The organism is Azospirillum brasilense, assembly GCF_007827815.1.
GTDB lineage: Bacteria > Pseudomonadota > Alphaproteobacteria > Azospirillales > Azospirillaceae > Azospirillum > Azospirillum brasilense_C.
The window spans coordinates 354,816-380,042 of record NZ_VITH01000006.1; the positions used below are offsets into that span (position 1 = coordinate 354,816).

At 69.8% G+C, this 25,227-nt stretch carries 20 protein-coding genes; 10 read left to right on the forward strand and 10 right to left on the reverse strand.

The window, feature by feature from the left end; all coding sequences use genetic code 11:
• The first annotated feature begins 97 nt into the window (after positions 1-97).
• The 5 genes from FBZ83_RS14725 to FBZ83_RS14745 all read left to right on the forward strand — a co-directional run bounded on the left by FBZ83_RS14725 (position 98) and on the right by FBZ83_RS14745 (position 7,176).
• Positions 98-1,837 (forward strand): thiamine pyrophosphate-requiring protein, encoded by a 1,740-nt coding sequence (locus tag FBZ83_RS14725; RefSeq protein ID WP_145684101.1) that lies wholly within the window; start codon positions 98-100, stop codon positions 1,835-1,837.
• Complete coding sequence (locus tag FBZ83_RS14730) at positions 1,837-3,168, forward strand: alpha-hydroxy acid oxidase (protein WP_247888309.1); 1,332 nt, start codon at positions 1,837-1,839, stop codon at positions 3,166-3,168. Before FBZ83_RS14725 ends, FBZ83_RS14730 begins: the two co-directional genes overlap by 1 nt.
• A 69-nt stretch (positions 3,169-3,237) precedes the next feature.
• On the forward strand, positions 3,238-4,632 hold the full coding sequence (locus FBZ83_RS14735; protein WP_145684103.1) for a sodium:solute symporter family protein: 1,395 nt from the start codon (positions 3,238-3,240) through the stop codon (positions 4,630-4,632).
• A gap of 93 nt (positions 4,633-4,725) precedes the next feature.
• Positions 4,726-6,144, forward strand: a complete 1,419-nt coding sequence (locus FBZ83_RS14740; protein ID WP_145684105.1) for a UbiD family decarboxylase — start codon at positions 4,726-4,728, stop codon at positions 6,142-6,144.
• Positions 6,145-6,315: 171 nt separating this feature from the next.
• Positions 6,316-7,176, forward strand: coding sequence for an AraC family transcriptional regulator (locus FBZ83_RS14745; RefSeq protein WP_145684107.1), 861 nt, complete (start codon positions 6,316-6,318; stop codon positions 7,174-7,176).
• On the opposite strand, the gene FBZ83_RS31450 is transcribed toward FBZ83_RS14745, so the two are convergent.
• The 6 genes from FBZ83_RS31450 to FBZ83_RS14775 all read right to left on the reverse strand — a co-directional run bounded on the left by FBZ83_RS31450 (position 7,142) and on the right by FBZ83_RS14775 (position 15,247).
• On the reverse strand, positions 7,142-8,293 hold the full coding sequence (locus tag FBZ83_RS31450) for a hypothetical protein (RefSeq protein WP_186466084.1): 1,152 nt from the start codon (positions 8,291-8,293) through the stop codon (positions 7,142-7,144). The two genes, FBZ83_RS14745 and FBZ83_RS31450, sit on opposite strands and share 35 nt — an antisense overlap.
• Before the next feature lie 160 nt (positions 8,294-8,453).
• Positions 8,454-9,263, reverse strand: coding sequence for an enoyl-CoA hydratase/isomerase family protein (locus FBZ83_RS14755; protein ID WP_145684109.1), 810 nt, complete (start codon positions 9,261-9,263; stop codon positions 8,454-8,456).
• A 27-nt stretch (positions 9,264-9,290) separates the two neighbouring features.
• Positions 9,291-10,832, reverse strand: coding sequence for an AMP-binding protein (locus tag FBZ83_RS14760; RefSeq protein WP_145684111.1), 1,542 nt, complete (start codon positions 10,830-10,832; stop codon positions 9,291-9,293).
• Entirely contained in the window at positions 10,825-11,400 is a 576-nt protein-coding gene (locus FBZ83_RS14765; RefSeq protein WP_145684114.1) for a (2Fe-2S)-binding protein, read from the reverse strand. The genes FBZ83_RS14760 and FBZ83_RS14765 overlap by 8 nt, the downstream gene beginning before the upstream one ends.
• Positions 11,388-12,224 (reverse strand): FAD binding domain-containing protein, encoded by an 837-nt coding sequence (locus FBZ83_RS14770; RefSeq protein WP_145684116.1) that lies wholly within the window; start codon positions 12,222-12,224, stop codon positions 11,388-11,390. Before FBZ83_RS14770 ends, FBZ83_RS14765 begins: the two co-directional genes overlap by 13 nt.
• The gene (locus FBZ83_RS14775; RefSeq protein ID WP_247888310.1) at positions 12,221-15,247 is read right to left on the reverse strand and encodes a xanthine dehydrogenase family protein molybdopterin-binding subunit; all 3,027 of its coding nucleotides are present in this window, start codon (positions 15,245-15,247) and stop codon (positions 12,221-12,223) included. Before FBZ83_RS14775 ends, FBZ83_RS14770 begins: the two co-directional genes overlap by 4 nt.
• Before the next feature lie 262 nt (positions 15,248-15,509).
• Between FBZ83_RS14775 and FBZ83_RS14780 the strand changes: the two genes are divergently transcribed.
• Positions 15,510-16,154 (forward strand): ParA family protein, encoded by a 645-nt coding sequence (locus FBZ83_RS14780; RefSeq protein WP_145675602.1) that lies wholly within the window; start codon positions 15,510-15,512, stop codon positions 16,152-16,154.
• On the forward strand, positions 16,147-16,833 hold the full coding sequence (locus FBZ83_RS14785; protein ID WP_145684118.1) for a hypothetical protein: 687 nt from the start codon (positions 16,147-16,149) through the stop codon (positions 16,831-16,833). Before FBZ83_RS14780 ends, FBZ83_RS14785 begins: the two co-directional genes overlap by 8 nt.
• 69 nt (positions 16,834-16,902) lie before the next feature.
• Here the strand turns inward: FBZ83_RS14785 and FBZ83_RS14790 are convergent, their stop codons facing one another.
• The 4 genes from FBZ83_RS14790 to FBZ83_RS14805 all read right to left on the reverse strand — a co-directional run bounded on the left by FBZ83_RS14790 (position 16,903) and on the right by FBZ83_RS14805 (position 21,100).
• On the reverse strand, positions 16,903-17,802 hold the full coding sequence (locus tag FBZ83_RS14790; protein WP_145684121.1) for a LysR family transcriptional regulator: 900 nt from the start codon (positions 17,800-17,802) through the stop codon (positions 16,903-16,905).
• Between the two features lie 200 nt (positions 17,803-18,002).
• Positions 18,003-18,245 carry a hydrogenase maturation nickel metallochaperone HypA gene (locus FBZ83_RS14795; protein ID WP_145684123.1) on the reverse strand — a complete coding sequence of 81 codons (243 nt, stop codon included), beginning with the start codon at positions 18,243-18,245 and terminating at the stop codon, positions 18,003-18,005.
• Between the two features lie 77 nt (positions 18,246-18,322).
• Positions 18,323-20,494 carry a formate dehydrogenase subunit alpha gene (fdhF, locus tag FBZ83_RS14800; protein ID WP_145684126.1) on the reverse strand — a complete coding sequence of 724 codons (2,172 nt, stop codon included), beginning with the start codon at positions 20,492-20,494 and terminating at the stop codon, positions 18,323-18,325.
• A gap of 63 nt (positions 20,495-20,557) precedes the next feature.
• Positions 20,558-21,100 (reverse strand): 4Fe-4S dicluster domain-containing protein, encoded by a 543-nt coding sequence (locus FBZ83_RS14805; RefSeq protein WP_145684128.1) that lies wholly within the window; start codon positions 21,098-21,100, stop codon positions 20,558-20,560.
• Between the two features lie 550 nt (positions 21,101-21,650).
• Here FBZ83_RS14805 and FBZ83_RS14810 point away from each other — a divergent pair.
• From FBZ83_RS14810 to FBZ83_RS14820, 3 genes are read left to right on the forward strand one after another with little or no spacing between them, the layout of a single operon-like run.
• Positions 21,651-22,244 carry a 4Fe-4S dicluster domain-containing protein gene (locus FBZ83_RS14810; protein WP_145684130.1) on the forward strand — a complete coding sequence of 198 codons (594 nt, stop codon included), beginning with the start codon at positions 21,651-21,653 and terminating at the stop codon, positions 22,242-22,244.
• Positions 22,241-24,268, forward strand: a complete 2,028-nt coding sequence (hyfB, locus tag FBZ83_RS14815; RefSeq protein ID WP_145684133.1) for a hydrogenase 4 subunit B — start codon at positions 22,241-22,243, stop codon at positions 24,266-24,268. The genes FBZ83_RS14810 and hyfB overlap by 4 nt, the downstream gene beginning before the upstream one ends.
• A gap of 12 nt (positions 24,269-24,280) precedes the next feature.
• Positions 24,281-25,219, forward strand: coding sequence for a respiratory chain complex I subunit 1 family protein (locus FBZ83_RS14820; RefSeq protein ID WP_145684135.1), 939 nt, complete (start codon positions 24,281-24,283; stop codon positions 25,217-25,219).
• Positions 25,220-25,227 lie beyond the last annotated feature (8 nt).

The following is a 25,227-nucleotide window of genomic DNA, read 5'->3' on the forward strand; positions in this document are numbered from 1 at the left end:
GCTTCGATGACTCGAAGTTATTTGATTAATTGGCGTCACAAAGCGTCTTATGGACGAACTAAGCCGGACCGGTCGATGAACCGCGGCAGTCGAGGGAGTGACAACGTTGATCGAACAGAAGCAGACGACCGAAGCACTGGAGCAGCATGACGAGTCCGCTTCGGACCAATTCCTGCGTCAACTGTCCGCTTGCGGGGTCGACTACTTTTTCGCGAATGGCGGGACCGACTTTCCTCCAATCGCCGAGGCCTTCGCCCGGGCGGCGGAGCGCGGCACGGCGGTTCCCCGCCCCATGGTGATTCCGCACGAGAACGTCGCCGTGTCGATGGCCCACGGCGTCTACATGACGACCGGCCGGCCGCAAGCGGTGATGGTGCATGTGAATGTCGGGACGGCCAACACGGTCAATGCGGTGCTCAACGCCAGCCGCGACGAGACGCCGGTCCTGCTGTTCGCCGGACGCTCCCCCTACAGCGAGACCGGCCGGCATGGCACGCGCACCCGCTACATCCACTGGGCGCAGGAAATGTTCGACCAGGGCGGCATGCTGCGCGAAGCGGTGAAGTGGGATTACGAGCTTCACCTGCCGGAGCAGGCCGCCGACCTGGTGGCGCGGGCCTATCAGGTGGCGATGACCTCGCCGCGCGGCCCCGTCTACGCCACTCTGCCGCGCGACGTGCTGGCCGATCCCATCCGCGTGTCCCGTCCCGACAGCGGCCGCCGGCCGGCACCGGCGGTGCCCTACCCGCAGCCCGACGACATCCGCCGCCTCGCCGACTGGATCGCCACGGCGGAACGGCCGCTGATCATCACCCAGGGCGCCGGGCGCACCCGGGCGGGCTTCGACGCGCTGGCCCGGCTGGCCGAGCGCTTCGCGATCCCGGTGGTGTCCTTCCACCCGCGCTTCCTGAACATCGCGGCCGACCACCCGATGAATCTGGGCTTCCAGCCGGGCGAGCTGCTCGCCCGGGCCGACCTCGTCATCGCGCTGGAGGCCGACGTCCCCTGGATCCCGAACCTCGAATCGCCGCCCGAGGGCTGCCGCGTCGTTCAGATCGGCGAGGACCCCTCCTTCACCCGCTACCCGATGCGCAGCTTCCCGACGGATCTCAGCATCACCGGCGACACGGCCACGGTCCTCGACGCGGTCGAACGGCGCCTGACCGGCCACGACGCCCTCGACGAGGGGCGGATCGCCGCCCGCGGCGCCGTCCTGCGCACCCAATCGCGCGCCCTGGCCGCCAAGCGCCTCACGCCGGACGCCCCGCCGCCGGGCGACGCCATCGGCCCGGAGTGGCTGAGCGCCTGCATCGCCGAGGCGGTCGGTCCCGACGCGCTGATCGTCAACGAATACCCGCTGCGGCTGGAGCATTGCCCGCAGACGACGAGCGGCCGCTATTTCGGGCTGAGCGCGGCCGGCGGCCTTGGCTGGGGCCTGGGGGCGGCGCTGGGGGCCAAGCTCGCGAACCCGGACCGGCTGGTCGTCGCGACGCTCGGCGACGGCGCCTACATGTTCGCCAACCCCACCGCCTCCCACTGGGTGGCGGAGGCGCACGATCTGCCGGTCCTGACCATCATCTTCAACAACCAGCTCTACGGCGCGGTGCGCAACGCCACCATGGCGATGTACAAGACCGGCGTCGCCGCGCGCGACGGCGGCCGCATGCTGGCCGACCTCAGCCCGGCCCCCGCCTACGAGAAGCTGGTGGAGGCGAGCGGCGGCGCCGGCTTCCGCGTCGAACGGCCGGAGGACCTGCGCGAGACGCTGCGCCGGGCGGTGGCGGTGGTGACCGGCGAGCGCCGGCAGGCGCTGGTCAACGTGCTGTGCGACTACTGATGTCGGCCCGCGACCAGACCATGACGGGGGCCGGGACCGGGGCCGCCACCCCGGCTAGCGCCACAAGCCCGGCAAGCCCCGCAACCCCGGCAGGCGCCGCGAAGCCGGCGGGCGGCTGGGGGACCGGCGGCCTGTCCACGGAAGCGGCGCGCCTGCGCCGCCGCTTCCCGGCGGTCGCCGACCTCGCGGCGCAGGCCCGGCGGCGAACGCCGCGCTTCGCCTATGACTTCGTGGCCGGCGGGGTGAACGACGACCTCGGGCTGGCGCGCAACCGCCGGGCGCTCGACGCCATCGAGATCGTGCCGCGCTATGGGCTGGACGTCCGCTCGGTGACGACGGAAACGACCCTGTTCGGCCGCGGCTACGCGCTGCCGGTCGGGGTGGCCCCCATGGGGCTGGCCGGCCTGCTCTGGCCGGACGCCGACGAGTCCATCGCGCGGGCGGCGCAGCGGGCGCGCATCCCCTACGTGATGTCCACGGTCGCCAACACCTCCATCGAGCGCATCGCGGCGATCGCGCCGGACGTCTTCTGGTACCAGCTCTACAACGTGCCGGAGAACGACCACGCGGTCTCGCTGGACCTGATCCGGCGCGCCCAGGCCGCGGGCGCCCACGCGCTGGTCCTGACCATGGACGTGCCGGTGCGCTCCAAGCGGGTGCGCGACGTGCGCAACGGCTTGGTCGTGCCCTTCCGCCCCACTCTGCGCACCGCGTGGGACGTGGCGCGGGCGCCCGGCTGGGCGCTGGCGATGCTGCGGAAGGGCCAGCCGCGCTTCCGCAACTTCGAAGCCTATCTGGGGCCGGACGCGAGCACCGCCGATCTGGCGAGCTTCGTCTTCCAGAAGATGACCGGCCCGCTGACCTGGGAGTCGGTGGCCCGCTTCCGCGACGCCTGGACCGGCCCGCTGATCGTCAAGGGCATCCTGCATCCCGACGACGCCGAGACGGCGGTCGCGCTGGGCGCCGACGGAATCCTGGTGTCGAACCATGGCGGACGCCAGTTCGACGCCGCCCCGGCCACCGCCAGCGCCCTGCCCGCGATTGTCGAGCGGGTCGGCGGACGGGCCACGGTCCTCGTCGACGGTTCCATCTCCTCGGGCCTCGACCTGCTGCGCGTCCTCGGCCGCGGCGCCGTCTCCGCCTTCGCGGGACGCGCCTTCCTGATGGCCTACGCCGCGGCCGGCGAGGACGGCGTCGACCATGTCGTGCGCCTCTTCACCGAAGAATTGCGGGTGGCGCTCGCCCAGAGCGGCGCCGCCGCACTGGGTGTCACCCTGGGCGCCGCTCCGGGCGGCGCCGGGGGGCCCACCGGCCCCCACCATCATCCATAACCAACCGGCGCCCCGAACAAGAGCCTCACCCACGGGCCTGGCGTCATCAAACTCCGGGAGGGTATCCGCATGGAAGCCAATTGGACGGCCATGTCCCTGGCTGTCGTCTACATCCTGGCGATGGGCGTGGTCAGCTACGCCGCGCGCCGCTTCTCCAACACCGCCCACAACTTCACGTCCGGCGGCACCACCTACCCCGCCATCCTGGTGGGCTTCCTGCTGATGTCGGAATTCATCGGGACGACCGCCAGCGTCGGCACCGCCCAGGCCAGCTACAAATGGGGCATCTCGGCGGCGTGGAACCTCGTGGCGCTGGGCATCGGCTTCATGCTGTACGCCTTCCTGTTCGCCCGGAAGTTCAAGGACCTGGGCGAGAACACCATCTCCGGCGCCCTGGCGCGGACCTACGGCACGCCGACCAAGGTCGCCACCAGCGTCATCATGATCTTCGCGCTGCAGATCGTCGCCGTGTCTGTCTACGCCAGCGGCGGCGCGGTGCTCGCCGGGCTGCTGAAGATCGACCGGTCGCTGGCCATCGTCTTCACCGGCCTGTTCGCCGCGCTCTACGTCGGCATGGGCGGGATGCGCTCGGTCATCTACACGAACGTGATGCACGCCGTCGTGAAGTACATCGGCATCATCGTCGCCACCGCCTTCGCGCTGAGCCAGGTCGGCGGCTGGTCGGAGCTTCAAGCGCAGCTTCCGCCGGCCATGTTCACCATCGACAACGCCGGCTGGCCGCAGATCCTCGCCTGGATCCTGGCCGGGACGGGCGCCGTCTTCTCCACCCAGTACGTGCTCCAGGCGATCAGCACGGTCGGCGATGCCGGCAAGGCCCAGAAGGCCAGCTTCTACACCTCGGTCCTGCTGATCCCCTTCGGCATCGCCGCGGCCATCTGCGGCATGTGCGCGGCCGTGCTGTTCCCGAAGATCAACTCGCTGCAAGCCTTCCCGATGATCGTGGCGCAGATGGACAGCATGATGGCGGCGGTCGTCGTCGCCGGCCTCGCCGCCTCGCTGTTCGGCACGATCTCCGCCATCAGCATCGGCACGGCGACGCTGCTCTACAAGGACTTCTACCTGCCGATCACCGGCAAGGCCACGGGCGACAGCCAGTCCCTGGTCTTCGTTCGGGTCGCCGCCATCGTCGTCGGCCTGCTGCCGATCCCGCTGGCCATCTTCGCGCCGGACGTGCTGAAGGTGACCTTCCTGGCCAAGTCGCTGCGCCTGACCCTGGCGGTGCTGGTCCTGTTCATCTTCTACGCCCCGTCCTTCGGCACCCCCAGGGGGGCGGTGACCAGCATCGTGCTGTCGCTGTTCCTGACCATCGGCTGGTACATGGCCGGCGATCCCTACGGCATCGACAACGCCTACGTCGCGCTGGTCATCCCGCTGATCGTGATGAGCATCAGCCACCTGCCGCGCCTGACCACCGCGGGCCGGGCCATGCGGGACACCGCCTGACGGCGCGGGCCGGGGTGGCGTCACGGCCCCCCGGCCCCGTTTGAGGCGGCCCCTCCCGCGTCCTCGAAACTCCTCCATCAGGGCACAAACGCCATGAGCGCGCACATCATCGAACGCATCCATTCCCAGGAGCCGCGCGGCAAGGCCTTCGGCCTGCGCGGCTGGCTCGACCGGCTGGCGGCGACCAACCGCCTGACGGTGATGCGCCCCGGTGTCGGGCTGGTCCATGAGCTGGCCGCCGCCGCCAAACGCCTGGACGGCACCACCGCCACCCTGTTCCCCCGCCCGGACGGGCATCCGGGAACGGTCGTGTCCGGCCTCGTGTCGGACCGCGCCTGGATGGCCGAAGCGCTGGGCGTCTCCGGCGACGCGCTGATCGCCCATGTCCGCAAGGCCGCCGAGGAGCCGCTCCCCTGGCGCGAGATCACCAACGCCCCGGCGCAGGAGGTCGTGCACCGCGGCCCCATCGACCTGACCCGGCTGCTGCCCATCCCGACCCACAACGAGCACGACAGCGGCCCCTACATCTCCGCCGGACTGACCATCGCGCGCGATCCGGAAACCGGCGTCCAGAACGTCTCGATCCACCGCTGCCAGATCAACGGGCCGGACCGCATCGGCATCCTTCTGCTGCCGCGCCACACCGACCATTTCTACCGGAAGGCCGAAGCGAAGGGCGAGGCGCTGGAGATCGCGCTGGTCATCGGCGTCGACCCGGCCACGCTGCTGGCCTCCCAGGCGATCGTACCGGTCGGCCAGGACGAGCTGGAGATCGCCGGCGCGCTGCGCGGCGAGCCGCTGGAGGTCGTGCGCTGCCTGACCAACGGGGTTCGCGTCCCGGCCCGGGCAGAGATCGTGATCGAGGGCCGCCTGCTCCCCCGCGTCCGCGAGGCCGAGGGGCCGTTCGGCGAGTTCCCGCAATATTACGGGGAGCGAGCCGACCGCCACGTCATCCAGGTGGACGCGGTGACCCACCGGCTCCAACCGATCTTCCACACCATCGTCGGCGGCGGGCTGGAGCATCTCCTGCTGGGCGCCATCCCGCGCGAGGCGACCATCCTCGCCTCCCTACAGCGCAACTTCCCCGGCGTGCAGGACGTCCACCTGTCGCTGGGCGGCGTCGGGCGCTACCATCTGGTGGTGAAGCTGCGGAAGACGCAGCACGGCGAGGCCAAGAACGTCCTGCTCGGCGCCTTCGCCGCCCATTACGACATCAAGCACGCCGTCGTCGTCGACACCGACGTGGACATCCACAACGCGCGCGAGGTCGAGTGGGCCGTCGCCACGCGCTTCCAGGCCGACCGCGACCTCGTGGTCGTCGGCGACAGCCAGTGCTCCAAGCTCGACCCGTCCACCGCCGACGGGCTGGGCGCCAAATGGGGCATCGACGCGACCATCCCGATCGACGCGCCCGAGATGAAGTTCAAGCGCATCCGCGTGCCCGGCGAAGACAGCGTGGATCTGGACCGGCTGGTCGATCCCGGCGCCTCCTGGCGCACCGCGATCGGCTAGCTCCGGCCGGCCGCACCGAGTCACGTCCCCACTCGTGCCGATCCGGAGATAAAAGGCCGGATCGGCCGCTTTTTTTGCCGGGTTTACACCCGTCACCCTGTTTCCATCGGCAGACGTCCCCGCGCCATGGCCCCGCGCCATGGGGGACGAGCAGAACGAGGACCGCGCATCATGTCGAAGGCCATGCGGATTCACCAGGGCGCGTTCGGCCGCGTCGCGCTGCTGGACATGGACCACGCGCTGATCCACCACGCGCACCCCCATTGCCATGTGCTGATCAAGGCATCGGGCGCCGACACCCAGTTCGCGGTGCGCGAGCGGTGCCACCCCTTGCGCGACGACACCGCCGTGCTGGTGAACAGCTGGGAGGCGCATTCCTACGCCCACCAGCCGGGGGCGCCGGGCACGGTGATCCTGGCGCTCTACATCGAGCCCGGCTGGCTCGGCGCCATGCAGCGGGAGTTCACCGCCAGCGCCACCCCCGGCTTCTTCGCCCACCCCTGCGGCGAACTGACGCCGCACATCCGGCGCCTCGCCGACCGCATGACCGCGGAGCTGCTGTACGGCGATCCCTCGGCCGAGCGGATGGAGCAGGCGCTGGTCGAGCTGATGCTCGCCATCGTCGACCGCTTCTCCGACTGGCGAAGCCTGCGCGGCAGCGCCCTGTCCTCCGTCACGTCGCCCGTGGACTTCCGCATCCGGCAGGCCATCCGCTTCATGAGCGGCAATCTGGGAGAGGAGTTCGACGCCGCGCGCGTCGCCGCCGCCGCCGGCCTGTCGCGGGCGCACATGTTCCGGCTGTTCCAGCGAGCGCTGTCGATCACGCCGGCGCTGTATTTCAACGTGCTGCGGATGGAGGCCGCCATCGGCGCCATGGCCGCCGGGCGGGAAAGCGCCACGGCGATCTCCGGCCGGCTCGGCTTCGCCGCCCCCAGCCATTTCAGCCGTTTCTTCCGCAACCACCAGGGCGTGACGCCGACCGAGTACCGCCGCGTCGTCATGCACCACGGGCCGGCCACCGCAGGGGCCTGAAGGCGTTTCGGACGGTCCAGCGCGCCACCTTGCCCAAGCGCCACAGAGTTGCAAGCGCCATCAGCGCCCCGACCATGAAGGACAGGACACCGCCCGCCAGGGTAAGCAGGGCGCCCAGCGCCATCCCGGACAGCGCACCGACGCGGCCGACCGTCGCGAGAACCTTCTTCCCGGTCAACCGGAAGGCACCGCTTACCGGCTTGCCGAGCAGCTTGGCGGCGCGTTCAGCCTTCTGGACGTCCTTTGCGTCATCCATATACCGCAGAACCGCAAGGGTCCGGGTGGGTGATGTCGCTTGGCTGATCGCACCGAACGACGCGAGCAATGCCCGCGTCTCACTCACATCCACACGCGTGGCGTGACGCCGCGCCACGGCCACCAGATCGTCCAAGCGGTACCAGGGAATGTCGCGGACGGAGTGCCGGAACGCAGGCAGGTCCATCGACCTGGCGACGACGCGCCCAAGCTCCGCCTGGAAGGCCACGCTCAATCGTCCGGTCTTCCGCGCCAGCTTCGCCAGGGAGACGCCTGTCTTGGCCGGCAGAGCCCCGCCGGCCGTGGCCACGGTCCCGGCGGTCAAGGCCACTCCCGCCATCGAGAGGCCAAGCGTCAGTTCGTCCACCGCCTCCCCCCGGATCATCCGCGACGCCTGGACGGCAAGGTCCCGGACATCGCCGACGACGGTCAGGTCGGAGGCGAGTGCGGCGGCGATGCCGACGGCATCCTCCCCCTCGCCGGTCGCGACGCCGGCAGCCGCACGCCGCGCCGTTCGCGACATCGCCCGCCATCCAGAGGTCTCTTCGGCCCAGCGGGAACGAAGGCTGGGATCGAGCGGGACGCCGACGAGGTCGCCCACCTCGAAATATTCTTCCGCTTGTTCCGGGGCGTCACGATCGAGCGCTGCGGCGATCTCCGCCTCCAGCCGCTCGCGCGGAGCGTTCTCCCTGATCATCGCGACCAGATCGGCGCGAACGGCCTCGTCGCTCCGTTCGTCTGCGTTATCGGCCAGCAGCACGAAGGCCGCAGTCACGGCGAACAGCGACCCAGCCATCATGAGCACGCGCGCCGTCCGCACCCGGCGCGCCCTCGATGGTTCCGCCATGGCCTCGTCCGGCATCGGACCCCGAACTTCCGCAGCCTGTCGTTTCATGCCTTGTGGATGCCATCAGCCGGCCACCGGTACAAGACGGAATTCAGGCGCACCCCCTTGCCGTAGCGAATGGCCTGCAACGGGGATGCGCCCGTCCGTTGCCGAGGGGGCGCATCCGTACCAACGTTCAGAGGCCCTTGAAGACCGGCTTGCGCTTCTCGTGGAAGGAGGCAACGCCCTCCGCGAAGTCCTCGGAGCCGCGCAGGCGGCCGTAGGCTTGGCCCTCGATCTCGATGGCGCCGTTGACCGACACGTTGTTGCCACTGTTCAGCACGCCCTTGATGGTGCGCTGGGCCAGCGGGGAGAAGCCGCGCAGCTCATCCACCAGCGCGGCGACGGTCGCCTCCAGCTCGGCGTCGGCGACGCATTCGGTGACGAAGCCCCAGTCGGCGGCCTGACGGCCCGGAATGCGCTTGGCGCGCATCACCATGTCCTTGGTCCGGCCGATGCCGATCATGTGCAGCAGGCGGGCCGAGCCGCCCGAGCCGGGAATCATGCCGATGCGCATCTCCGGCAGGGCGAACTGCGCGGTCTCCGAGGCGATGCGGAAGTCGCAGGCCAGCGACAGCTCGAAGCCGACGCCGAAGCAATAGCCGCGGACCTGGGCGATCACCGGCTTGCGGCAGCGTTCCGGCGCGGCGACGTTGATCGCCAGCTCGGACACATGCTCCGCGGTCTGCTCCAGGAAGCCGGCGATCTTGCCGCCGGAGGAGAAGTTCTCGCCCTCGGCCCGCAGGACGATCACACGCACCTTCGGATCGCGGTCGAGCGCGGCGAAGGCCGCGCCGAACTGGTCGCGCTGGAGCATGCTGATGATGTTGAAGGGCGGGCGGTGCAGGACGATGTCGGCGCGCTCCTTGGCTTCGTCGATCTCGACGCGGAAGCCGTCGAGATCGGCGAGGAGGCGGTTGCTGCTGTCGAACGAATAAGGCTTCACGGGGTCTCTCCAGAAAAGTCGGGTTGTTCAGTGCGCGGTGGGGCTGTGTTCGAGCTGGTATTCGCCGGCCTGGAGCTTGCGCCGCAGGATCTTGCCGACCGGCGACTTGGGGATCTCGTCCAGGAAGACGTACTCGCGCGGGCGCTTGAAGTTGGCGAGGCCGGAGGTGCGGCAGTGCGCGTCGAGGTCGGCGGCCTCCACATTGGGCGCCCGCTTGATGAAGGCGACCACGCGCTGGCCCCAGCGCTCGTCAGGCAAGCCGGCGATGGCGACCTCCAGCACGCCGTCGTGCAGGGACAGGACGCTCTCGATCTCCACGGGCGAGACGTTCTCGCCGCCGGTGATGATCATGTCGTCCACCCGCCCGGTGACGAACAGGTCGCCGTCGGCGTCGAAGAAGCCGATGTCGCCGGTGAAGTACCAGCCGGCGTGCAGCGCCTTCGCGTCGGCGTCGGGGCGCTTCCAGTAGCCTTCAAAGGCCTCGTCGCCCGCCAGATCGGCGATGATCTGCCCCTCCTCGCCCGCCGCGGCAACGTCGCCGGCGTCGTAGGAGCCGAGCCTCACGACGCGGATGCGCTGGTTCAGCGCCGCCTTGCCGGCGGAACCGGGCTTGGCCGGCGCGTTCTGGTCGAGCGTGAAGGTGTAGATTTCCGACGAGCCGTAATGGTTGACGAACAGCTCCGGCCGGAAGGCGGCGTCCAGCCGCTTCAGCAGCCCGTCGGTCATCGACGCGCCGGCGAAGCCCAGCTTGCGCACCGACGACACATCGGTGGCGGGGAAGCGCGGGTCGGCCAGCAGGTCGTGGTAGAGCGTCGGCACGAGGTAGAGGCAGGTCAGGCGCTCCGCCGCGATCAGCTCCAGCGCGCGCGCGGTGTCGAAGCGCGGCAGGCAGACGAAGGTGCCGTCGACCAGCGCCATCGCCAGCAGGGAGCGCACGCCCATGGTGTGGTAGAGCGGCATGACCCCCAGCGTGCGCTCGCCGCGGCGGTAGCAGTTCTGGGCGACATGGGCCACGGCGGCGGCGCGCTCCGCCCGGTGGCGGCGCGGCACGCCCTTCGGCTTGCCGGTGGTGCCGGAGGTGTAGAGGAACAGCGACACATGATCGTCGGTGGCGCGCGGCACCGCCGGGGCCGGCGCGGCGTCGAGAAGGGCTGCGAAGCGGTGGGTGCCGCCGGACGCGCCGGAGCCGACGGCGACCCGCGGCAGGGCCTGAGCGACGGGGGATCTGGCCGTGGCCTCCGCCGAGACGTCCTGGAAGAACAGGGCGCGCACCTCGGCGTTGGGCAGGCAATAATCCAGCTCGTCCGCCTTCACCCGCCAGTTCAGCGGCACCGCGGCGATGCCGGCCAGCTGGCAGGCCCAATGGATGGTCGCCATCTCCCAGCTGTTCTGCAGGGCGGTGGCGATGCGGTCGCCGGGGCGCAGACCGAAGCGGTCGAAGGCGCCGACCAGCCGGCGGATGCGGTCCAGCCACTCCGCGTAGGTCAGGCGCAGCTCGCCGTCGACGATGGCCAGCGCGCCGGGGCTGCGCTCCGCGCTGGCCAGGATGCTGCGGCCGAGGTCAAACATGCGCCGCCTCCCCGCTCCTGGTGTCGCAAGCCGCTGCCTGTCCGGTCACGTCCATCACGGCGCGGACAATCCCGGCGTAGCCGGTGCAGCGGCAAAGATGGCCGCTCAACATGTCGCGTAGCTCCTCCTCGGTGGGTTTCGGGTTGCGGCCCAGGTAATCGGACAGCGACATCAGGATGCCGGCCGTGCAGAAGCCGCATTGCAGGGCGTGGTGCCGGCGGAAGGCCTCCTGTAGCGCCGTCATGCGCCCCTCGGTGGGCCCCTGGTTGGATTGGGACAGCCCCTCGACCGTGTCGATGCGCCGCCCGTCGGCCTGCACGGCCAGGGTCAGGCAGGCGCGCTGCGCCACCCCGTCGATGCGCACCGTGCAGGCGCCGCACACCCCGTGCTCGCAGCCGACGCGGGTGCCGTGGGCGCCCAGCTCGTGGCGCAGGAAGTCACTCAGCAGCAGGCGCGGGTGGGCTTGGCCGGTGCGGGGCGTGCCGTTCAGGACGACGGTGACGGTGTGGCGCGCGTCGGCGGCCAAGACGCTGGCGACCGGAGTGGCGGCGCTCTTCAGCGGCGGCATGACAGGGCCTCCTCAAGGACGGTGCGGCCGATGCGGCGCACGAGGTCGCGGCGGTAGCGGGCGGTGGCGTGCTGGTCGTCATCGCCCCCGAGATCCCAGGCGAAGGCGTTCAGCGCCGCGTCGAGGTCCGACAGCAGCGCCCCACCGACGAGCGGCCAGGAGCGCAGCGTCGGCCGGTCGGCCACCCCGCCGACGGCGAGGCTCGCCTGTGTCCCGTCGACCGTCGCGGCGCAGGCGGTGATGGCGAAGTCGCCGTGCCGCATGGAGACCTCGCGGAAGGCGTGGCCGCTGCCGGCGGCGGCGAGCGGGAAGCGCACGCTCTCGACAATCTCGTCCGCCGCCTTCACCGTGGTCAGCGGACCGACGAAGAAGTCGGCGGCCGCCACGGTGCGGCGGCGCTTGGCGTTGCGCAGCACCACCGCGCCGCCGGTGGCGACGAGGCAGAGCGGCATTTCGGCGCTGGGGTCGGCATGGGCGACGGAACCGCAGACGGTGCCGCGGTTGCGGGTCTGAAAATGACCGACCCAGGGAAGGGCGGCAGCGAGCAGCGGCACCTCGTCCCGCAGGGTCGGGCGGGACAGAAGCTCCGCCTGGGTCACCGCCGCCCCCACGCTCAGCCAGCCGGAGTCGGCCTTGAGCGTGCGCAGCTCTTCCAGTCGGCTGAGGTCGATCAGCAGGCGCGGCTGCACCAGTCGCATGTTCAGCATCGGCATCAGCGACTGGCCGCCAGCGATCACGCGGGCGTCGTCGCCCCCCGCGGCCAGCGCCGCCAGGGCGTCGGCGACCGTGGCCGGCCGCAGGTAATCGAAGGAGGCGGGTTTCATCGGTTCAGCCCCAGAAAGCGCAGCAGGCGGGCGAGAAGGCCGGGCCGTTCGGCCGGCGCCGGAGCGCCCCCGGCGCGGGCGACCAGCTTCTCGAAGAACTGGCCGATCAGCAGGCGCGAGGCGCTGTCGAGCATGCGCCCGCCGACCGCCGCGACCTTGCCGCCGACCTCGGCGGAGTAGCGGTAGGTGACGCGGGTGCCACCGGCCGTGCGCTCCAGCGTGACGTGGCCGGTGCCCCGCCCGGTGCCGAGCGCGCTCGACCCGCTGCCGGACAAGGTCAGCGATCGCGGCGGGTCGAGGTCGGACAGAGCGACCTCCGCCGTGTAGCGGCCGCGCACCGGCCCGATGCCGACCACCACCTCCGCCCGGTAGGCGTCGGGACCGGCGCGGTCCAGCGCCTCGCAGCCCGGCAGCAGGGCGGCCAGCTCCTTGGGGTCGAGCAGGATCGCCCAGACCTGTTCCGGCGGCGCCGGAACCTCGCGGCTGCCCTCCCCGGACAGGCCGCGCCCGCCGGACGCCGACGGCGCCGGTGCGGCCACCGCGCCTGCCGGCCCAGCCGGGCGCGGCGGCTCCGGCGGATGGATCAGCGCGGCGATCTTGGCCGGGGTCAACGGCAATGACGGCACCGGCCCGCCGAGCGCGTCGGCCACGGCGTTGGCGAGGCAGGCGGGCGTGCTCATGCAATTGCCCTCCCCCACGCCCTTGGCGCCGAGCGGCGTGACCGGCGACGGGCTCTCGCGGTGGAGGATGACCGGCACCGGCACCTCGCAGGCGGTCGGCACCAGATAATCGGCGAAGGTGCCCGACAGGAAGCGCCCGTCGTCGCCGTAGGCGTATTCCTCGTAGAGCGCCGCCCCCACCGCGTGGGCGAAGCCGCCGAGGATCTGCCCCTCGACCAGCAGCGGATTCAGCAGCCGGCCGGCGTCGTGCATGGTGACGTAGCGGTCGATCCGCACCGCCCCGGTGTCGCGGTCGATCTCCACCCCGCAGAAGTCGAAGATAAAGCCGTAGCAGGCCGAGCTGTTGATGTAGTCGGCGTCGGTCGGCGCCTTCAGCGGCTCGGGCGTCCAGAAGGCGGTTTCGCGTAGCGCCGCCTCCCGCCCGTCGGGCAGCGTGCCCGGCGCCCAATGGCCGGCGGCGGCAACGCGCGAGAAGGACAGCGCGTTGTCGGGGTTCCCCGCCGCGAAGACCTTGCCCCCGGCGAAGCGCACCTCCTCCGGCCGGCTGTTGAGCGAGCCGGCGACCAGCGCCGCCATGCGGTCGCGCAGCCGCGTCGCGGCGACCTGCGCCGCCCCGGCCACCGCCCCGGCGAAGCGGCTGGAATAGTTGCCCGACGCGATCGACCAGGCGTCCTTGCCGGTGTCGAGGTCGGTGTTGACGCGGACATCCTCGAAGCGCAGGCCGAACACGTCGGCCACCACCTGGGCCAGCACCGTGCGATGCCCCTGCCCCTGCGGCGCGGAGGAGACGTGGACCGAGACTCCGCCGGTCGGGTCCACCGCGACGCTGGCCGTCGCCTGCGCGCCGTTCTTCGGCCCGGCCTTGCGCCGCTCCTCGGCGGTCAGGACGGTGGTGATGTAGCCCATGTTGGAGATGGAGGGCTCGACCACCGCGGCGTAGCCGATGCCGTAGAGCCGCCCCTCGGCGCGCCGCGCGTCGCGCCGGGCCTTCAGCGCGTCCAGCGCGCCGTCGCGCACCGCCTCCTCCAGCGTGGCGGGATAGTCGCCGGAGTCCAGCGACCCGCCCGACGCCGTGCGGTAGGGCATGGCCTCGGCCGCCACGAGGTTGCGGCGGATCACGTCGAGCGGGTCGAGCCCAAGCTCCACCGCGACGCGGTTCATCAGCCGCTCCAACCCGTAGTAGAGCTGCCCGCCGCCGAAGCCGCGGTTCAGGCCGGTCGGCGTCTTGTTGGTGACGACGATGCGGTTGGTCACCGCAAGGTTCGGGATGTCATAGGCGCCGGTCAGGTTGCCGTGGTTGCGGTAGAGGGAGGCCGGCTCCGGAGCGCGCAGATAGGCGCCGCAATCCTCCGTCTGCTCCATGCGCAGGGCGAGCACCCGGCCGTCCGCCTCCACCGCCGCATCGATGCGCATCCGCCGCGCCGTGGCCGAGGTGGCGGCCATCAGATGCTCCAGCCGGTCCTCCACCCACTTCACCGGCCGGCCGGCGACGCGGGCGCACACGGCCATCAGCACGATGTAGGGGAAGACCGCCTGCTTGTTGCCGAAGCTGCCGCCGGAATGGGGCGGCGTCTTCAGCCGCAGCCGCGATCCCGGAACCTTCAACGCCCTGGCCATCACCGGATGGACCGCGAAGGGGCCGGAGAAGTTCGACAGGACCTCGTAGGCGTCCTCGGCCGCGTCGTGGTCGGCCAGCACGACGAAGCACTCCATCGGTGTGCAGGAGTTGCGCGGGAACTCCACCTCGACCGACACGCTGCGGTCCGCGCGGGCGAAGGCGGCCTCGGGGTCGCCGTAGCGGAAGCTGCGGCTGTTGACGAGGTTGCTGCCGAGCGCCGGGTGCAGCGGCTCCGACGCCGGGTCCAGCGCCTGGACGATCGAGGTGACCGGCGGCAGCGGGCGGTAACGCACCGCGATGCGGTCGAGCGCGTCCTCCGCCTGGTAGCGGCTGTCCGCCAGAACCACCGCGACGGGCTCCCCGACGTGGCGGACGCGGTCGACGGCCAGACACCAATGCTCCATCGGCGCGCGCACGCCGACCAGGAAGGGGCTGGCGACGCGCTGGGCGTCGGTCCCGGTGACCACCGCGGCCACGCCGGGGACCGCCAGGGCGGCGGCGGTGTCGACGCCAAGGATCTCGGCGTGGGCGTGCGGCGAGCGCAGGATCGCCGCGTGGAGCGTCCCCGGCTTGGCCGGCAGGTCGTCGGCGTAGCGCGCCACGCCGGTCAGCAGCGCCCCATCCTCGACCCGCGGCATCGGGCGCCCGACCAGAGCCGGTGCGCCGGTCCCCGCGGCGGCCTTCGGATCCGCCGCTCCATTCCAAACAGTCCGCATCACCGTCATGTCGGCCCTCCCATTGCGGAAAGCCTAGGGGACCGGACGGCGAAACCTTTTACCGTGGAGTATCACGATTTATCAGCGGGTCTGATTTTCAGCGAGGGCACCTCAGCGCGTGATGGTGCGGGGACAAACGGCCGGTCGTTCGAGTCCGCAGCTTGACGGCCCCTCCCCTATCGCGCACCTTTCGCCCGAAGACGTCACCGAATTCCTTTTCTGAGCGGTCGAGGTGCCGCCGGCCCGTCCGGCGAATCCGGCAGGGGTTGCAATGGGCCAGATCATCACCGTGGGCAGCAGCAAGGGCGGCGTTGGAAAGACGACGCTCGTCAACGCGCTGGCCGAGTTCCTCAGGCGCCGCGGCGCGTCGGTGTTCTGCATCGATGCGGACCCGAACAAGAATCTGAGCGGCTGGCTGTCCGCCACCGGGCGGACGGAGGTCCGGGTGGTCCAAGCCGACGATCTGGTGCAGGTGGCCAACGAGGTGTCGGCCGTCAACGACTTCCTGCTGATCGACGTGCCGGGCGCCAACAGCACGGCGCTGGTCAACGCGATCGACATCTCGTCGCTGGTGCTGATCCCGACCAAGGCCGACGCCAAGGACGTGGTGGAGGCGTTCCGGACGTACCAGCATGTGGTCAACGCCATCACCAAGGCCCGGCGCTTCTCCCCCAAGGCGTTCATTCCGGCCGCCGCCGTGCTCTCGCAGATCGACCGCCGCGCGAGCGTCGATCAGGTCGCGCGCCGGCAGCTCGAAGGTTTGGCGATCCCGACGCTGAAGGCGGACCTCGGGCAGAAGGCGTCGATCAACCACGCCAGCTTCGCGCAGAAGCCGGCGCCCTACTCCGCCATGGCGGACGACATCGAGGCGATCGGCGCGGAAGCCTTGGCCCTGCTGGAGACCTTCCGTGGCTAAGCGCGAGGGAAAGGTCGCCGGAAAGGACGTCGAGGTGGTGCGCAAGCCGCGCCTGCGGAAGCCGAAGGAGGCGCCGCCGCCCCTGGCGATGTCGGCCTACCTCACCACCGTGATGGCCGAGGCCGCCCCGCCGGTCGAGCCGCCCCCGCAAGACCCGCCCGCTCTGAGCGGCGACGTCTTCCCTCCCCTTCCCGAAGGACGCGTTCCCCAGACGGTGGAGGAGTTCCTGACCCGGATCGCGGAGCTGTGGGAAGACGCGCAGCAGCGGTTCCTGCGCATCGGGGAGCTGCTGTCGCTCGCGGAAAGCCGCCTGGGCGAGGAGGAGCGCGCCGCGCTGGCCGAGGGGCTGAACCGGCGTTTTGGGAAATCGGCCCGATCCCAGCTCATGAGCGCCTACCGGGCGATCCGCGACGAGGTGGTGCCCTTGGAAATGGCGGCGACCGGCTATGGCACCGTCTACATGCTGGCCCGGCTCTCCGATGCCGAACGCCGGCAGGCGGCGGAGCGCGGCCTGCTCCGCCCGGACGTCCGGCAGTCCGAAATCCGCGCGTTCTGGAAGTCCGTGAGAACGCCGCTCTCCTCGGCCGCCACGCGGCGCGCGGACCTGGAGGCGCGCCGCGCGAAGCTGCTCCTCGAAATCTCGAGGATCGACGACGAGCTGGCGCGTTTAATCGATTAAACCTGCGGACTCGATAGTTTTGCAGGATTTCCGAGCCCGCCCATGTGTGGGCGGGCTCGGAAATCCTGCTTAGGCGGCTGTCGCCATTTCGGGAGCGAGGCGGCGGGCGTCGGCGATCAGCGCCGCGGTCAGCGGCGGCTGCGGGTCGCGCCGGGCCACCACCAGACCGATCAGGGTCGACAGCTCCGGCGCCACGATGGGAATGGCGCGGATGATGGGGGGAAGCAGCAGCGAATCCGCCATGATCCGCGGCATGATCGTCGACCACATGCCGGTGCGGAGATGGTTGGTCAGGACGACGATGGAGTTGGATTCGAGCATCGGTTCGGCGTGCACCCCCGCTTCGGCGAAGGCGCGGTCGATGATCCGCCGGTTCTGCATGGTGGTGTTCAGCAGGCAGAGCGGCAGGGTCGCCGCCTCCTCCCAGGTGACGCTGTCGCGCGCGCCGAAAGGGCCGTCGGCCGCCGTGATCAGATGGTAGCGCTCGTGGTAGAGCGGGACCTCGTCGACGTTGCCGAGCGGCTCGTTGTCGAGATAGGTGATCCCGGCCTCCGCCTCCAGATTCTCCAGCTTGGAGAGGATCTCGGTGGAGCTGTGGGAGGCGATGGTGATCTTGATGCCGGGATGCATCGACCAGACGGTGGCGGTCAGCCGCTGGACCATCGGCAGCGCCGTCGGCACCACCACCAGCCGCAGCGTGCCGGTCAGCCCCTGCTTCATCGTCTCGACATCGGCGCGCATCGCCTTGTAGTCGCCGACGATGCGCCGCGCCCATTCCAGCACCCGCTCCCCCTCGGCGGTGAAGCCGATGAAGCGGGCGCCGCGATCGACCAGAGGCACGCCGAGGGTCGTTTCCAACTGCTTGATCGCGGCGGACAGGTTGGGCTGTGACACCCCGCAGACCTGCGCCGCACGGCCGAAATGCTTCTCCGTGGCCAGCGCGATCAGAAATTCCAGCTTTTCCTGCATGCCGGGGTTCCTCTCACCACGTCCTGCGCCGCGCACGAACGGTGACCGCCGTGGCGGCGCGTCGCAGGTGGGACGTTATCGTTCACAAACCCGGGCACGATCATTGATCCGAGTCAGCCGTTGCCGTTGTGGCGCCGCCTGCCGCAGCGGCAAAGGGACGCATCGTTGGCGCACGTATCGTCTTCCAGGGTCGTCCTCCCTCACGACACCTCCATGTCCACGAGCCGGAACGCCACTCCCGGCGGCTGATCGATCCGCAGATCGGCGCCTTCCAGGAAGGTGTCGCGGCTGAGCAGGTCGAAGGCGTGGCGCAGGGCGTCGGGCTGCACCCGGCTCTGGCGGCCGACCGACAGGGTGACGCGAACCACCCGGCCGAACGGCGTGGCCTCCCGCGCCTTCATCGCCTGCTCCAGCAGGGATTGGCAAAGGGCGATCTCATGCATGGGCTGGCTCCTGCGAAAGCGGGGGAACACCCCGCCCCTCCCCCGAGGGGAAAGGCGGGGCGATCGGTCCCTCGCGGTCAGGCGTAGGCCGGGGCCTTCTTCACGGCGCGGCTCACCGCGTTGCTGAGGCCGCCCTTCAGCTTCGCGTATTCCTGCTGGACGTGGTTCTCGGCCCAGACCTGGTCGGCGATGGCCTCCACCCGGACGGCGGCGTACTTGTATTCCGGCGTCTTGGCGATGGGATCGACGGCGTGGATGGTCAGCTCGTTGCAGGCGCCGATCCACCACTGGTAGGTCATGTAGACGGCCCCCTTGTTGGTGCGGTCGGTGACGCTGGCCCGGCTGATCACCTTGCCGCGGCGCGACGACACCCAGACCAGCTCCTGGTCGCGGATGCCCAGGGCTTTGGCGTCCTTCGGGTTCATGGTGACGTAGCCCGGCTCGTCGGCCAGCGTCTGCAGGGCGGCGCAGTTGCCGGTCATCGAGCGGCAGGAGTAATGGCCGACCTCGCGCACCGTGCAGAGGATCAGCGGGAACTCCTCGGTCAGCTGGTCCCGCGGCGGACGCCATTCGGTGGCGAAGAGCAGGCCCTTGCCGCCCGGCCGCTGAAAGACGTTGCCCTCGTAGAGATACTTGGAACCGGCCGAGTCGAGGTCGCGGCACGGCCACGGCACCGCTCCCAGCCCCTCCATCTTCTCGTAGGTGACACCGTAAAAGATCGGGCAGAGTTCGCGCAGCTCGTCCCAGATCTCCTTGGTGTTGTTGTAGTGCATGGGATAGCCCATCGCCGTGGCGAGCAGGCTGATGATCTCCCAGTCGTGCTTGACGTCGCCCTTGGCGTCCACCGCCTTGGTGAAGCGCTGGAAGCTGCGGTCGGCGGCGCTGAACACGCCCTCATGCTCGCCCCAGGAGGTCGCCGGCAGGATCAGGTCGGCGAACATCGCCGTCTTCGTCATGAAGATGTCCTGGACGATGACGAACTCCATCGCCTCGAAGCCCTTGCGCACCAGCGCCAGGTCCGGCTCGGTCTGGGCGGGGTCCTCGCCCATCACATACATCGCCTTCAGCTTGCCGGTCTCCGCCAGATGCGGGACGTCGGTCAGGCGGCAGCCGATCTGGTCGGGCAGCGACTCGACCCCCCAGGCCTTGGCGAACTTCGCCCGCACCTCCGGGTCGGTGACCTTCTGGTAACCGGGGAATTCGGTCGGCAGCACGCCCATGTCGCAGCTGCCCTGCACGTTGTTCTGGCCGCGCACCGGGCCGACGCCGACGTTCGGCCGGCCGAGGTTGCCGGTCAGCAGAGCCAGCCCCGACAGCCCCTTCACCACATCGACGCCCTGGCCCCACTGGGTGACGCCCATGCCCCACAGGATGGTGGCGGAGGGTGCTGCGGCGTAGATGCGCATCGCCTCGCGGATGTCCTCGGCGGGCAGGCCGGTGATCGCCTCGGCGTATTCGGGGGTGTATTTGTCGACGATTGCCTTGTACTCGTCGAAGCCCTCGGTGTGGTTGGCGACATACTCCTTGTTGTAGAGCCCCTCGTTGATCAGGACGTTGGCGAAGGCGTTGACCAGCGCCATGTTGGAGCCGTTGTTCAGCGGCAGCCACAGATCGGCCAGACGCGCCGTCTCGATCTTGCGCGGGTCGCAGACGATGATCTTGGCGCCGCGCTCCTTGGCCTTGATGATGCGCTTGGCGATCACCGGGTGGCTGTCGGCGACGTTGTAGCCGAAGACGAGGACGCATTTGGTGTGCTCGATCTCGGGGATCGAGTTGCTCATGGCGCCGTTGCCCAGCGTCACCTGCAGCCCGGCGACCGACGGGCCGTGGCAGACGCGCGCGCAGTTGTCGACGTTGTTGGTGCCGAGGACCGCACGGGTGAATTTCTGCATCACATAGTTGGTCTCGTTGCCGGTGCCGCGCGACGAGCCGGTGGTCATGATCGAGTCGGGGCCGTACTTGGCCTTGATCGCGCTGAGCTTGGTCGCGGCGTATTGGATCGCCTCCTCCCACGACACCGCCTCGAAGGCCGCGTCGCGGCTGCGGCGCAGCATCGGGTTGCGCAGGCGCGGCGTCAGGATCTTGGTGTCGTTGATGAAGTCGTAGCCGAAATAGCCCTTGAGGCAGAGTTCTCCCTCGTTGGTGACGCCGTTCAAGGGTTCGGCACCGACGACCTTCCCGCCCTCGACCAGCAGATTCAGTTTGCAGCCCGTACCGCAGTAGGGGCAGACCGCCATATGCTTTTCCATCTCGACCTCGATGTTCGCTCGATTGTGCCGGCTGTGCGCCGGCCGCAGTGATGGGAGGGGGGATCAGGCCGCGACTTCGGCGGCCTCCTGGGCGGCGCGCTCGCGCCGGCGGCGCAGGGTCTCGTCCATCGCCTCCCGGTCCATCAGGGTCAGGGCGCTGGTCGGGCAGACCGACACGCAGGCCGGGCCGGCGTCGCGGCCGACGCACAGGTCGCATTTGTGCGCCTGCGCCTTGACGCCCAGGCTCAGCGTCATGCCGGCGAACGACCGGACCGCTGGCACCGTCACCACGTCCATGACGCCGAACGGGCAGGCCAGAACGCAGTTCTTGCAGCCCAGGCAGCGCTCCTGCTCCACCTGCACGCTGTTCTGGCGGTAGACGATGGCGTTGTTCGGGCAGGCGTTGACGCAGGGCGCGTCCTCGCAATGGTGGCACATCACCGCGGTGCTGACGTCGGCCGTCCTCACCATGCGGATGCGCGGCTTGAAAGTGTCCGGCGCCAGTCCTTCGACGCCGGCACCATCGGAATGGGCAAGCGCACAGGCGACCTCGCATGTGCGGCAACCGATGCACTTGCTCGGGTTGGCAGTGACGAATCTGTTCATTCCCGTCGTCCTTGTTGGCAGCCGGAAGGGGGCCGTCGAACGGCCCCGCCCCGGCATCGCTTCACTGGTCCCTGACGTTGCGCGCCGGTTGGCCGAATCCGGTGCCGGTGGCTTCGCGACCGATTGAAATCGCTTATCGCCCGATCTTTAAAAGTAATCGACGCCGATAAGCCGATCCTATCGAGTATCTTTTCTCGTTTATCGGAATTAACGGGAGGCCATTCGACAATCAAAACGTCTTCGAACTTCCCGTCTTTGTGTCGCACACCTTATACCCACTTTTTTTGTGTGTCTAGTTGACATCGCGCCGTCCAGGGGAATAGCGTATTGAAGTCAACGATGGCGATTATGAATCGCCGTTGCTCTGACAAAGATTCGCAACAGATGGCTCTCCTTCTGCCACACCGTCCGTGACAACAGGCGGCTGCTGGGGCGTGCGCGAGCCAATACTGTCTTCTTATTGGTCGATCAGGTTTTCTTATCAGGACTTTCAAAACAGATCCTGATTGGCCGATTCGACGCACCCGCCCGGGAAGCCGGAGGTCTGGACATGAATCGCTTCGTTATCGCGGAACCGAGAAAGTGCATCGGGTGCAACACCTGCATGGCGGCCTGCACCGAGTCCCATAAAAAACAGGGGCTGCAGGCGCATCCCCGGCTGGCCGTCATGCGCACCGGAGACGACACCGGGCCCGTCCTCTGCCACCAGTGCGAGGACGCGCCCTGCGCCCGCGTCTGTCCGGTCAACGCCATCACCCATGGCGCCGACGCCATCCTGCTGGATGAGCAGGCCTGCATCGGCTGCAAGATGTGCGCGCTGGCCTGTCCCTTCGGCGCCATCACGCCCAGCGGCACCGGCATCGCCGGGGTTGCCGGCATCGCCACCGCCACGCCCCGCCACTCGGCAGCACTCGATCCGCTGCTGGCTTGGGAGATCGGCGTCCGCAGCGTGGCGGTGAAATGCGATCTCTGCGCCTTTTCCGGCGACGGGCCGGCCTGCGTGCGCGTGTGCCCGACCGCCGCCCTTTACGCGGCCGACGCCGATGCCACCCGCCAGGCTGCCGCCGTCAAGCGCACGCTGGCGGCGGCGGCACCGGTCAGTCTTGAAACGCCGCTCGCCTCGCTGGAGGGGCTGGACCCATGATTCCACTCTCCCTGCTCATCATGTCGCTGCTGCTGTCCTGCGGCGGCGGCATCCTCTGCCTCCTCCTGAAGCGTCGGGAGGGGGACATCCGTCTTGGCGGCAGCGGCGTCGGCATCGCCGCGGCGCTCGCCGGGCTCGGCGCCGGGCTGACGGCCATCGGCGCCGGCCAGCCGGCCGTGCTCGACGCCGCCGGCCCCTACCCCTTCGCCCATTTCGTCCTGCGGCTCGACCCGCTGGCCGGCCTGATGATCGCGGTCATCTCGCTGCTGTCGCTGGTCGCCTGGATCTACGGCTTCGCCTATGTGCGCGAATACGCCGGGCGCGGCGTTGGGGCGATGGGCTTCTTCATGAACGCCTTCATCGCCTCGATGATGCTGGTGGTGGCGGCCGACAACGCCTTCTGGTTCCTCATCTTCTTCGAGATGATGTCGCTGGCCTCCTACTTCCTGGTCATCTTCGACCAGGACGACGAGGCGGTGGGCGCCGGCTTCCTCTACTTCCTGGTCGCCCATGGCGGCTCGGTGCTGATCATGGCCGCCTTCTTCCTGATGGCGAACCAGGCCGGCGGCTTCGATTTCGCCGCCTTCCGCGCCCATCCGCTGCCGGCCCCGCTGGACAGCGTCGCCTTCCTGCTGGCCTTCATCGGCTTCGGCGCCAAGGCCGGCATGATCCCGCTGCACATCTGGCTGCCGCGCGCCCATCCGGCCGCACCCTCGCACGCCTCGGCGCTGATGTCGGGCGTGATGATCAAGATCGGCGTCTTCGGCATCGTCAAGGTCGGCATCGACCTGCTGGCCGCCAGCGCCGGGCCGGCGATGCTCGGCTGGGGTCTGCTGGTGCTGGCCTTCGGCGCGGTGTCGTCGGTGCTGGGCGTCGTCTACGCCCTGGCCGAGCACGACATCAAGAAGCTGCTGGCCTACCACTCGGTCGAGAACATCGGGATCATCCTGCTGGGCGTCGGCACCGGCATGATCGGCATGGCGCTGCACCAGCCGGTGCTGGCGGTGCTCGGCCTGATGGCCGGCCTCTACCATCTGCTGAACCACGCGGTGTTCAAGGGCCTGCTGTTCCTGGGCGCCGGCTCGGTCATCTTCCGCATGCACAGCAAGGACATGGAGGAGATGGGCGGGCTGGCCCGCAACATGCCCTGGACCGCCCTGTCCTTCCTGGTCGGCGCGCTGGCCATCTCGGCGATCCCGCCGCTGAACGGCTTCGTGTCGGAATGGTACACCTACCAGGCGCTGTTCGCCGCGGCGCTGGACGGCACCCCGCTGGTGGCGTTCGCCGCCCCCATCGCCGCCGTCCTGCTGGCGCTGACCGGCGCGCTGGCGGTGATGTGCTTCGTCAAGGCCTACGGCATCATGTTCGCCGGCGCGCCGCGCAGCCATCATGCGGAGGAGGCGCGCGAGGCTCCGGCCGCGATGGTCGCCGGCATGGCGGTGCTGGCCGTCGCCTGCGTGGCGCTCGGCCTGCTCGCCCCGCTGGTGGCGCCGGTGATGGGCCGCATCGCCGCGGCGACCATCGGCGCGGCTCCGGTCACGCTGGCGGTCGGCGCCACCCTGCTGCCGGGCGACGCCCAGCAGGCGACGCTCTCCACCCCGCTGATCGCCATCCTGCTGATCGCCATGGCTTTCCTGCCGATCGGCCTGAAGGCGGCCTTCGCGGCCAAGCGCGGCGGCGACCGCAAGGCGGCGGCCCCCTGGGCGGCCGGCTATCTGCCGGACCATCACATGCCCGCCACCGCCGGCAGCTTCGCCCAGCCGATCCGCATGTTCTTCGCGCCGCTTTACACCCTGCGCCGCGCGATCGCGGGGCGCTGGACCGGCATCACGCTCGGCTTCGAGCGGGTGGTCACGCTGGCGCGCCGCACCGAACCGCTGGCCGACCGGAGCGTCATCGCCCCGATCGTCGGCGTGGTCGACGCGGGCGGCAAGCGGCTGCAGGCCATCCAGGGCGGCGATTTCCGGATCTACTGCCTCTACATCGTCGCGGCGCTGATCGCGCTGCTGGCGCTGGCCGTCTGACGGGAGGACGCCATGCTGACCTTCTCACACTTCATCCTGGGGCTGTTCCAGGCGCTCCTCCTGCTCGCGGCGGCACCACTGGTCTCCGGCCTGTCGCGCATGGTCCGGGCGAAGCTGCACACCCGCCACGGGCCGGGCCTGCTGCAGGACTACCGCGACATCGCCAAGCTGCTGACCCGCCAGGACCTGACCCCGCCGAACAGCGGCTTCGCCTTCCGATTGATGCCGGCGGTGATGCTGACGACGGTGCTGGTCATCGCCATGGGCATCCCGATGCTGACCCGCTTCACGCCGGTGGCGCCCATCGGCGACCTGATCACGGTCATCTATCTGTTCGCGCTGGCCCGCTTCTTCTTCTCGCTGTCCGGCATCGACAGCGGCAGCTCCTTCTCCGGCATCGGCGGCAGCCGCGAGCTGACCATGGGCGTGCTGGTGGAGCCGGTGATGCTTCTGTCGCTGTTCGTGGCGGCGCTGCTGGCCGGCTCGACCAACCTCGGCGCCATCGGCACAGCCATCGCCGACGGCCATGTGCGGTCGGCCACCGCGACGGTGATCGCCGCCCTGTCCTTCGCCTACGCCATCTACATCGAGCTGGGCAAGCTGCCCTACGACATGGCGGAAGCCGAACAGGAGCTTCAGGAAGGCCCGCTGACCGAATATTCCGGCCCGTCGCTGGCGCTGATCAAGTGGGCGATGGCGCTGAAGCAGACGGTCGTCGTCGCCTGGTTCGTCGGCGTCTTCCTGCCCTTCGGCAGCGCCCCCGAGATGTCCTTCTTCGGGCTGCTGTTCGGGCTGGTCGCCTTCGCCATCAAGCTGGTCCTGATCTTCGCCGCGGTCGGCGTGGTCGAGAACAGCGTCGCGCGCGTCCGCTTCCGCCTGACTCCCCAGCACAGCTGGATCGGGGTCGGCGCCGCCTCGCTCGCCTTCGTCTTCTATCTGGTCGGCCTGTGAGCCGGCGA

Bases quoted from the DNA above. Each gene is read 5' to 3' on its own strand.
- FBZ83_RS14730 (WP_247888309.1), top strand. From the start codon at position 1,837: ATGTCGGCCCGCGACCAGACCATGACGGGGGCCGGGACCGGGGCCGCC.
- FBZ83_RS14735 (WP_145684103.1), top strand. From the start codon at position 3,238: ATGGAAGCCAATTGGACGGCCATGTCCCTGGCTGTCGTCTACATCCTG.
- FBZ83_RS14740 (WP_145684105.1), top strand. From the start codon at position 4,726: ATGAGCGCGCACATCATCGAACGCATCCATTCCCAGGAGCCGCGCGGC.
- FBZ83_RS14745 (WP_145684107.1), top strand. From the start codon at position 6,316: ATGTCGAAGGCCATGCGGATTCACCAGGGCGCGTTCGGCCGCGTCGCG.
- FBZ83_RS31450 (WP_186466084.1), bottom strand. From the start codon at position 8,293: ATGCCGGACGAGGCCATGGCGGAACCATCGAGGGCGCGCCGGGTGCGG.
- FBZ83_RS14760 (WP_145684111.1), bottom strand. From the start codon at position 10,832: ATGTTTGACCTCGGCCGCAGCATCCTGGCCAGCGCGGAGCGCAGCCCC.
- FBZ83_RS14765 (WP_145684114.1), bottom strand. From the start codon at position 11,400: ATGCCGCCGCTGAAGAGCGCCGCCACTCCGGTCGCCAGCGTCTTGGCC.
- FBZ83_RS14770 (WP_145684116.1), bottom strand. From the start codon at position 12,224: ATGAAACCCGCCTCCTTCGATTACCTGCGGCCGGCCACGGTCGCCGAC.
- FBZ83_RS14775 (WP_247888310.1), bottom strand. From the start codon at position 15,247: ATGACGGTGATGCGGACTGTTTGGAATGGAGCGGCGGATCCGAAGGCC.
- FBZ83_RS14780 (WP_145675602.1), top strand. From the start codon at position 15,510: ATGGGCCAGATCATCACCGTGGGCAGCAGCAAGGGCGGCGTTGGAAAG.
- FBZ83_RS14790 (WP_145684121.1), bottom strand. From the start codon at position 17,802: ATGCAGGAAAAGCTGGAATTTCTGATCGCGCTGGCCACGGAGAAGCAT.
- FBZ83_RS14795 (WP_145684123.1), bottom strand. From the start codon at position 18,245: ATGCATGAGATCGCCCTTTGCCAATCCCTGCTGGAGCAGGCGATGAAG.
- fdhF (WP_145684126.1), bottom strand. From the start codon at position 20,494: ATGGAAAAGCATATGGCGGTCTGCCCCTACTGCGGTACGGGCTGCAAA.
- FBZ83_RS14805 (WP_145684128.1), bottom strand. From the start codon at position 21,100: ATGAACAGATTCGTCACTGCCAACCCGAGCAAGTGCATCGGTTGCCGC.
- FBZ83_RS14810 (WP_145684130.1), top strand. From the start codon at position 21,651: ATGAATCGCTTCGTTATCGCGGAACCGAGAAAGTGCATCGGGTGCAAC.
- hyfB (WP_145684133.1), top strand. From the start codon at position 22,241: ATGATTCCACTCTCCCTGCTCATCATGTCGCTGCTGCTGTCCTGCGGC.
- FBZ83_RS14820 (WP_145684135.1), top strand. From the start codon at position 24,281: ATGCTGACCTTCTCACACTTCATCCTGGGGCTGTTCCAGGCGCTCCTC.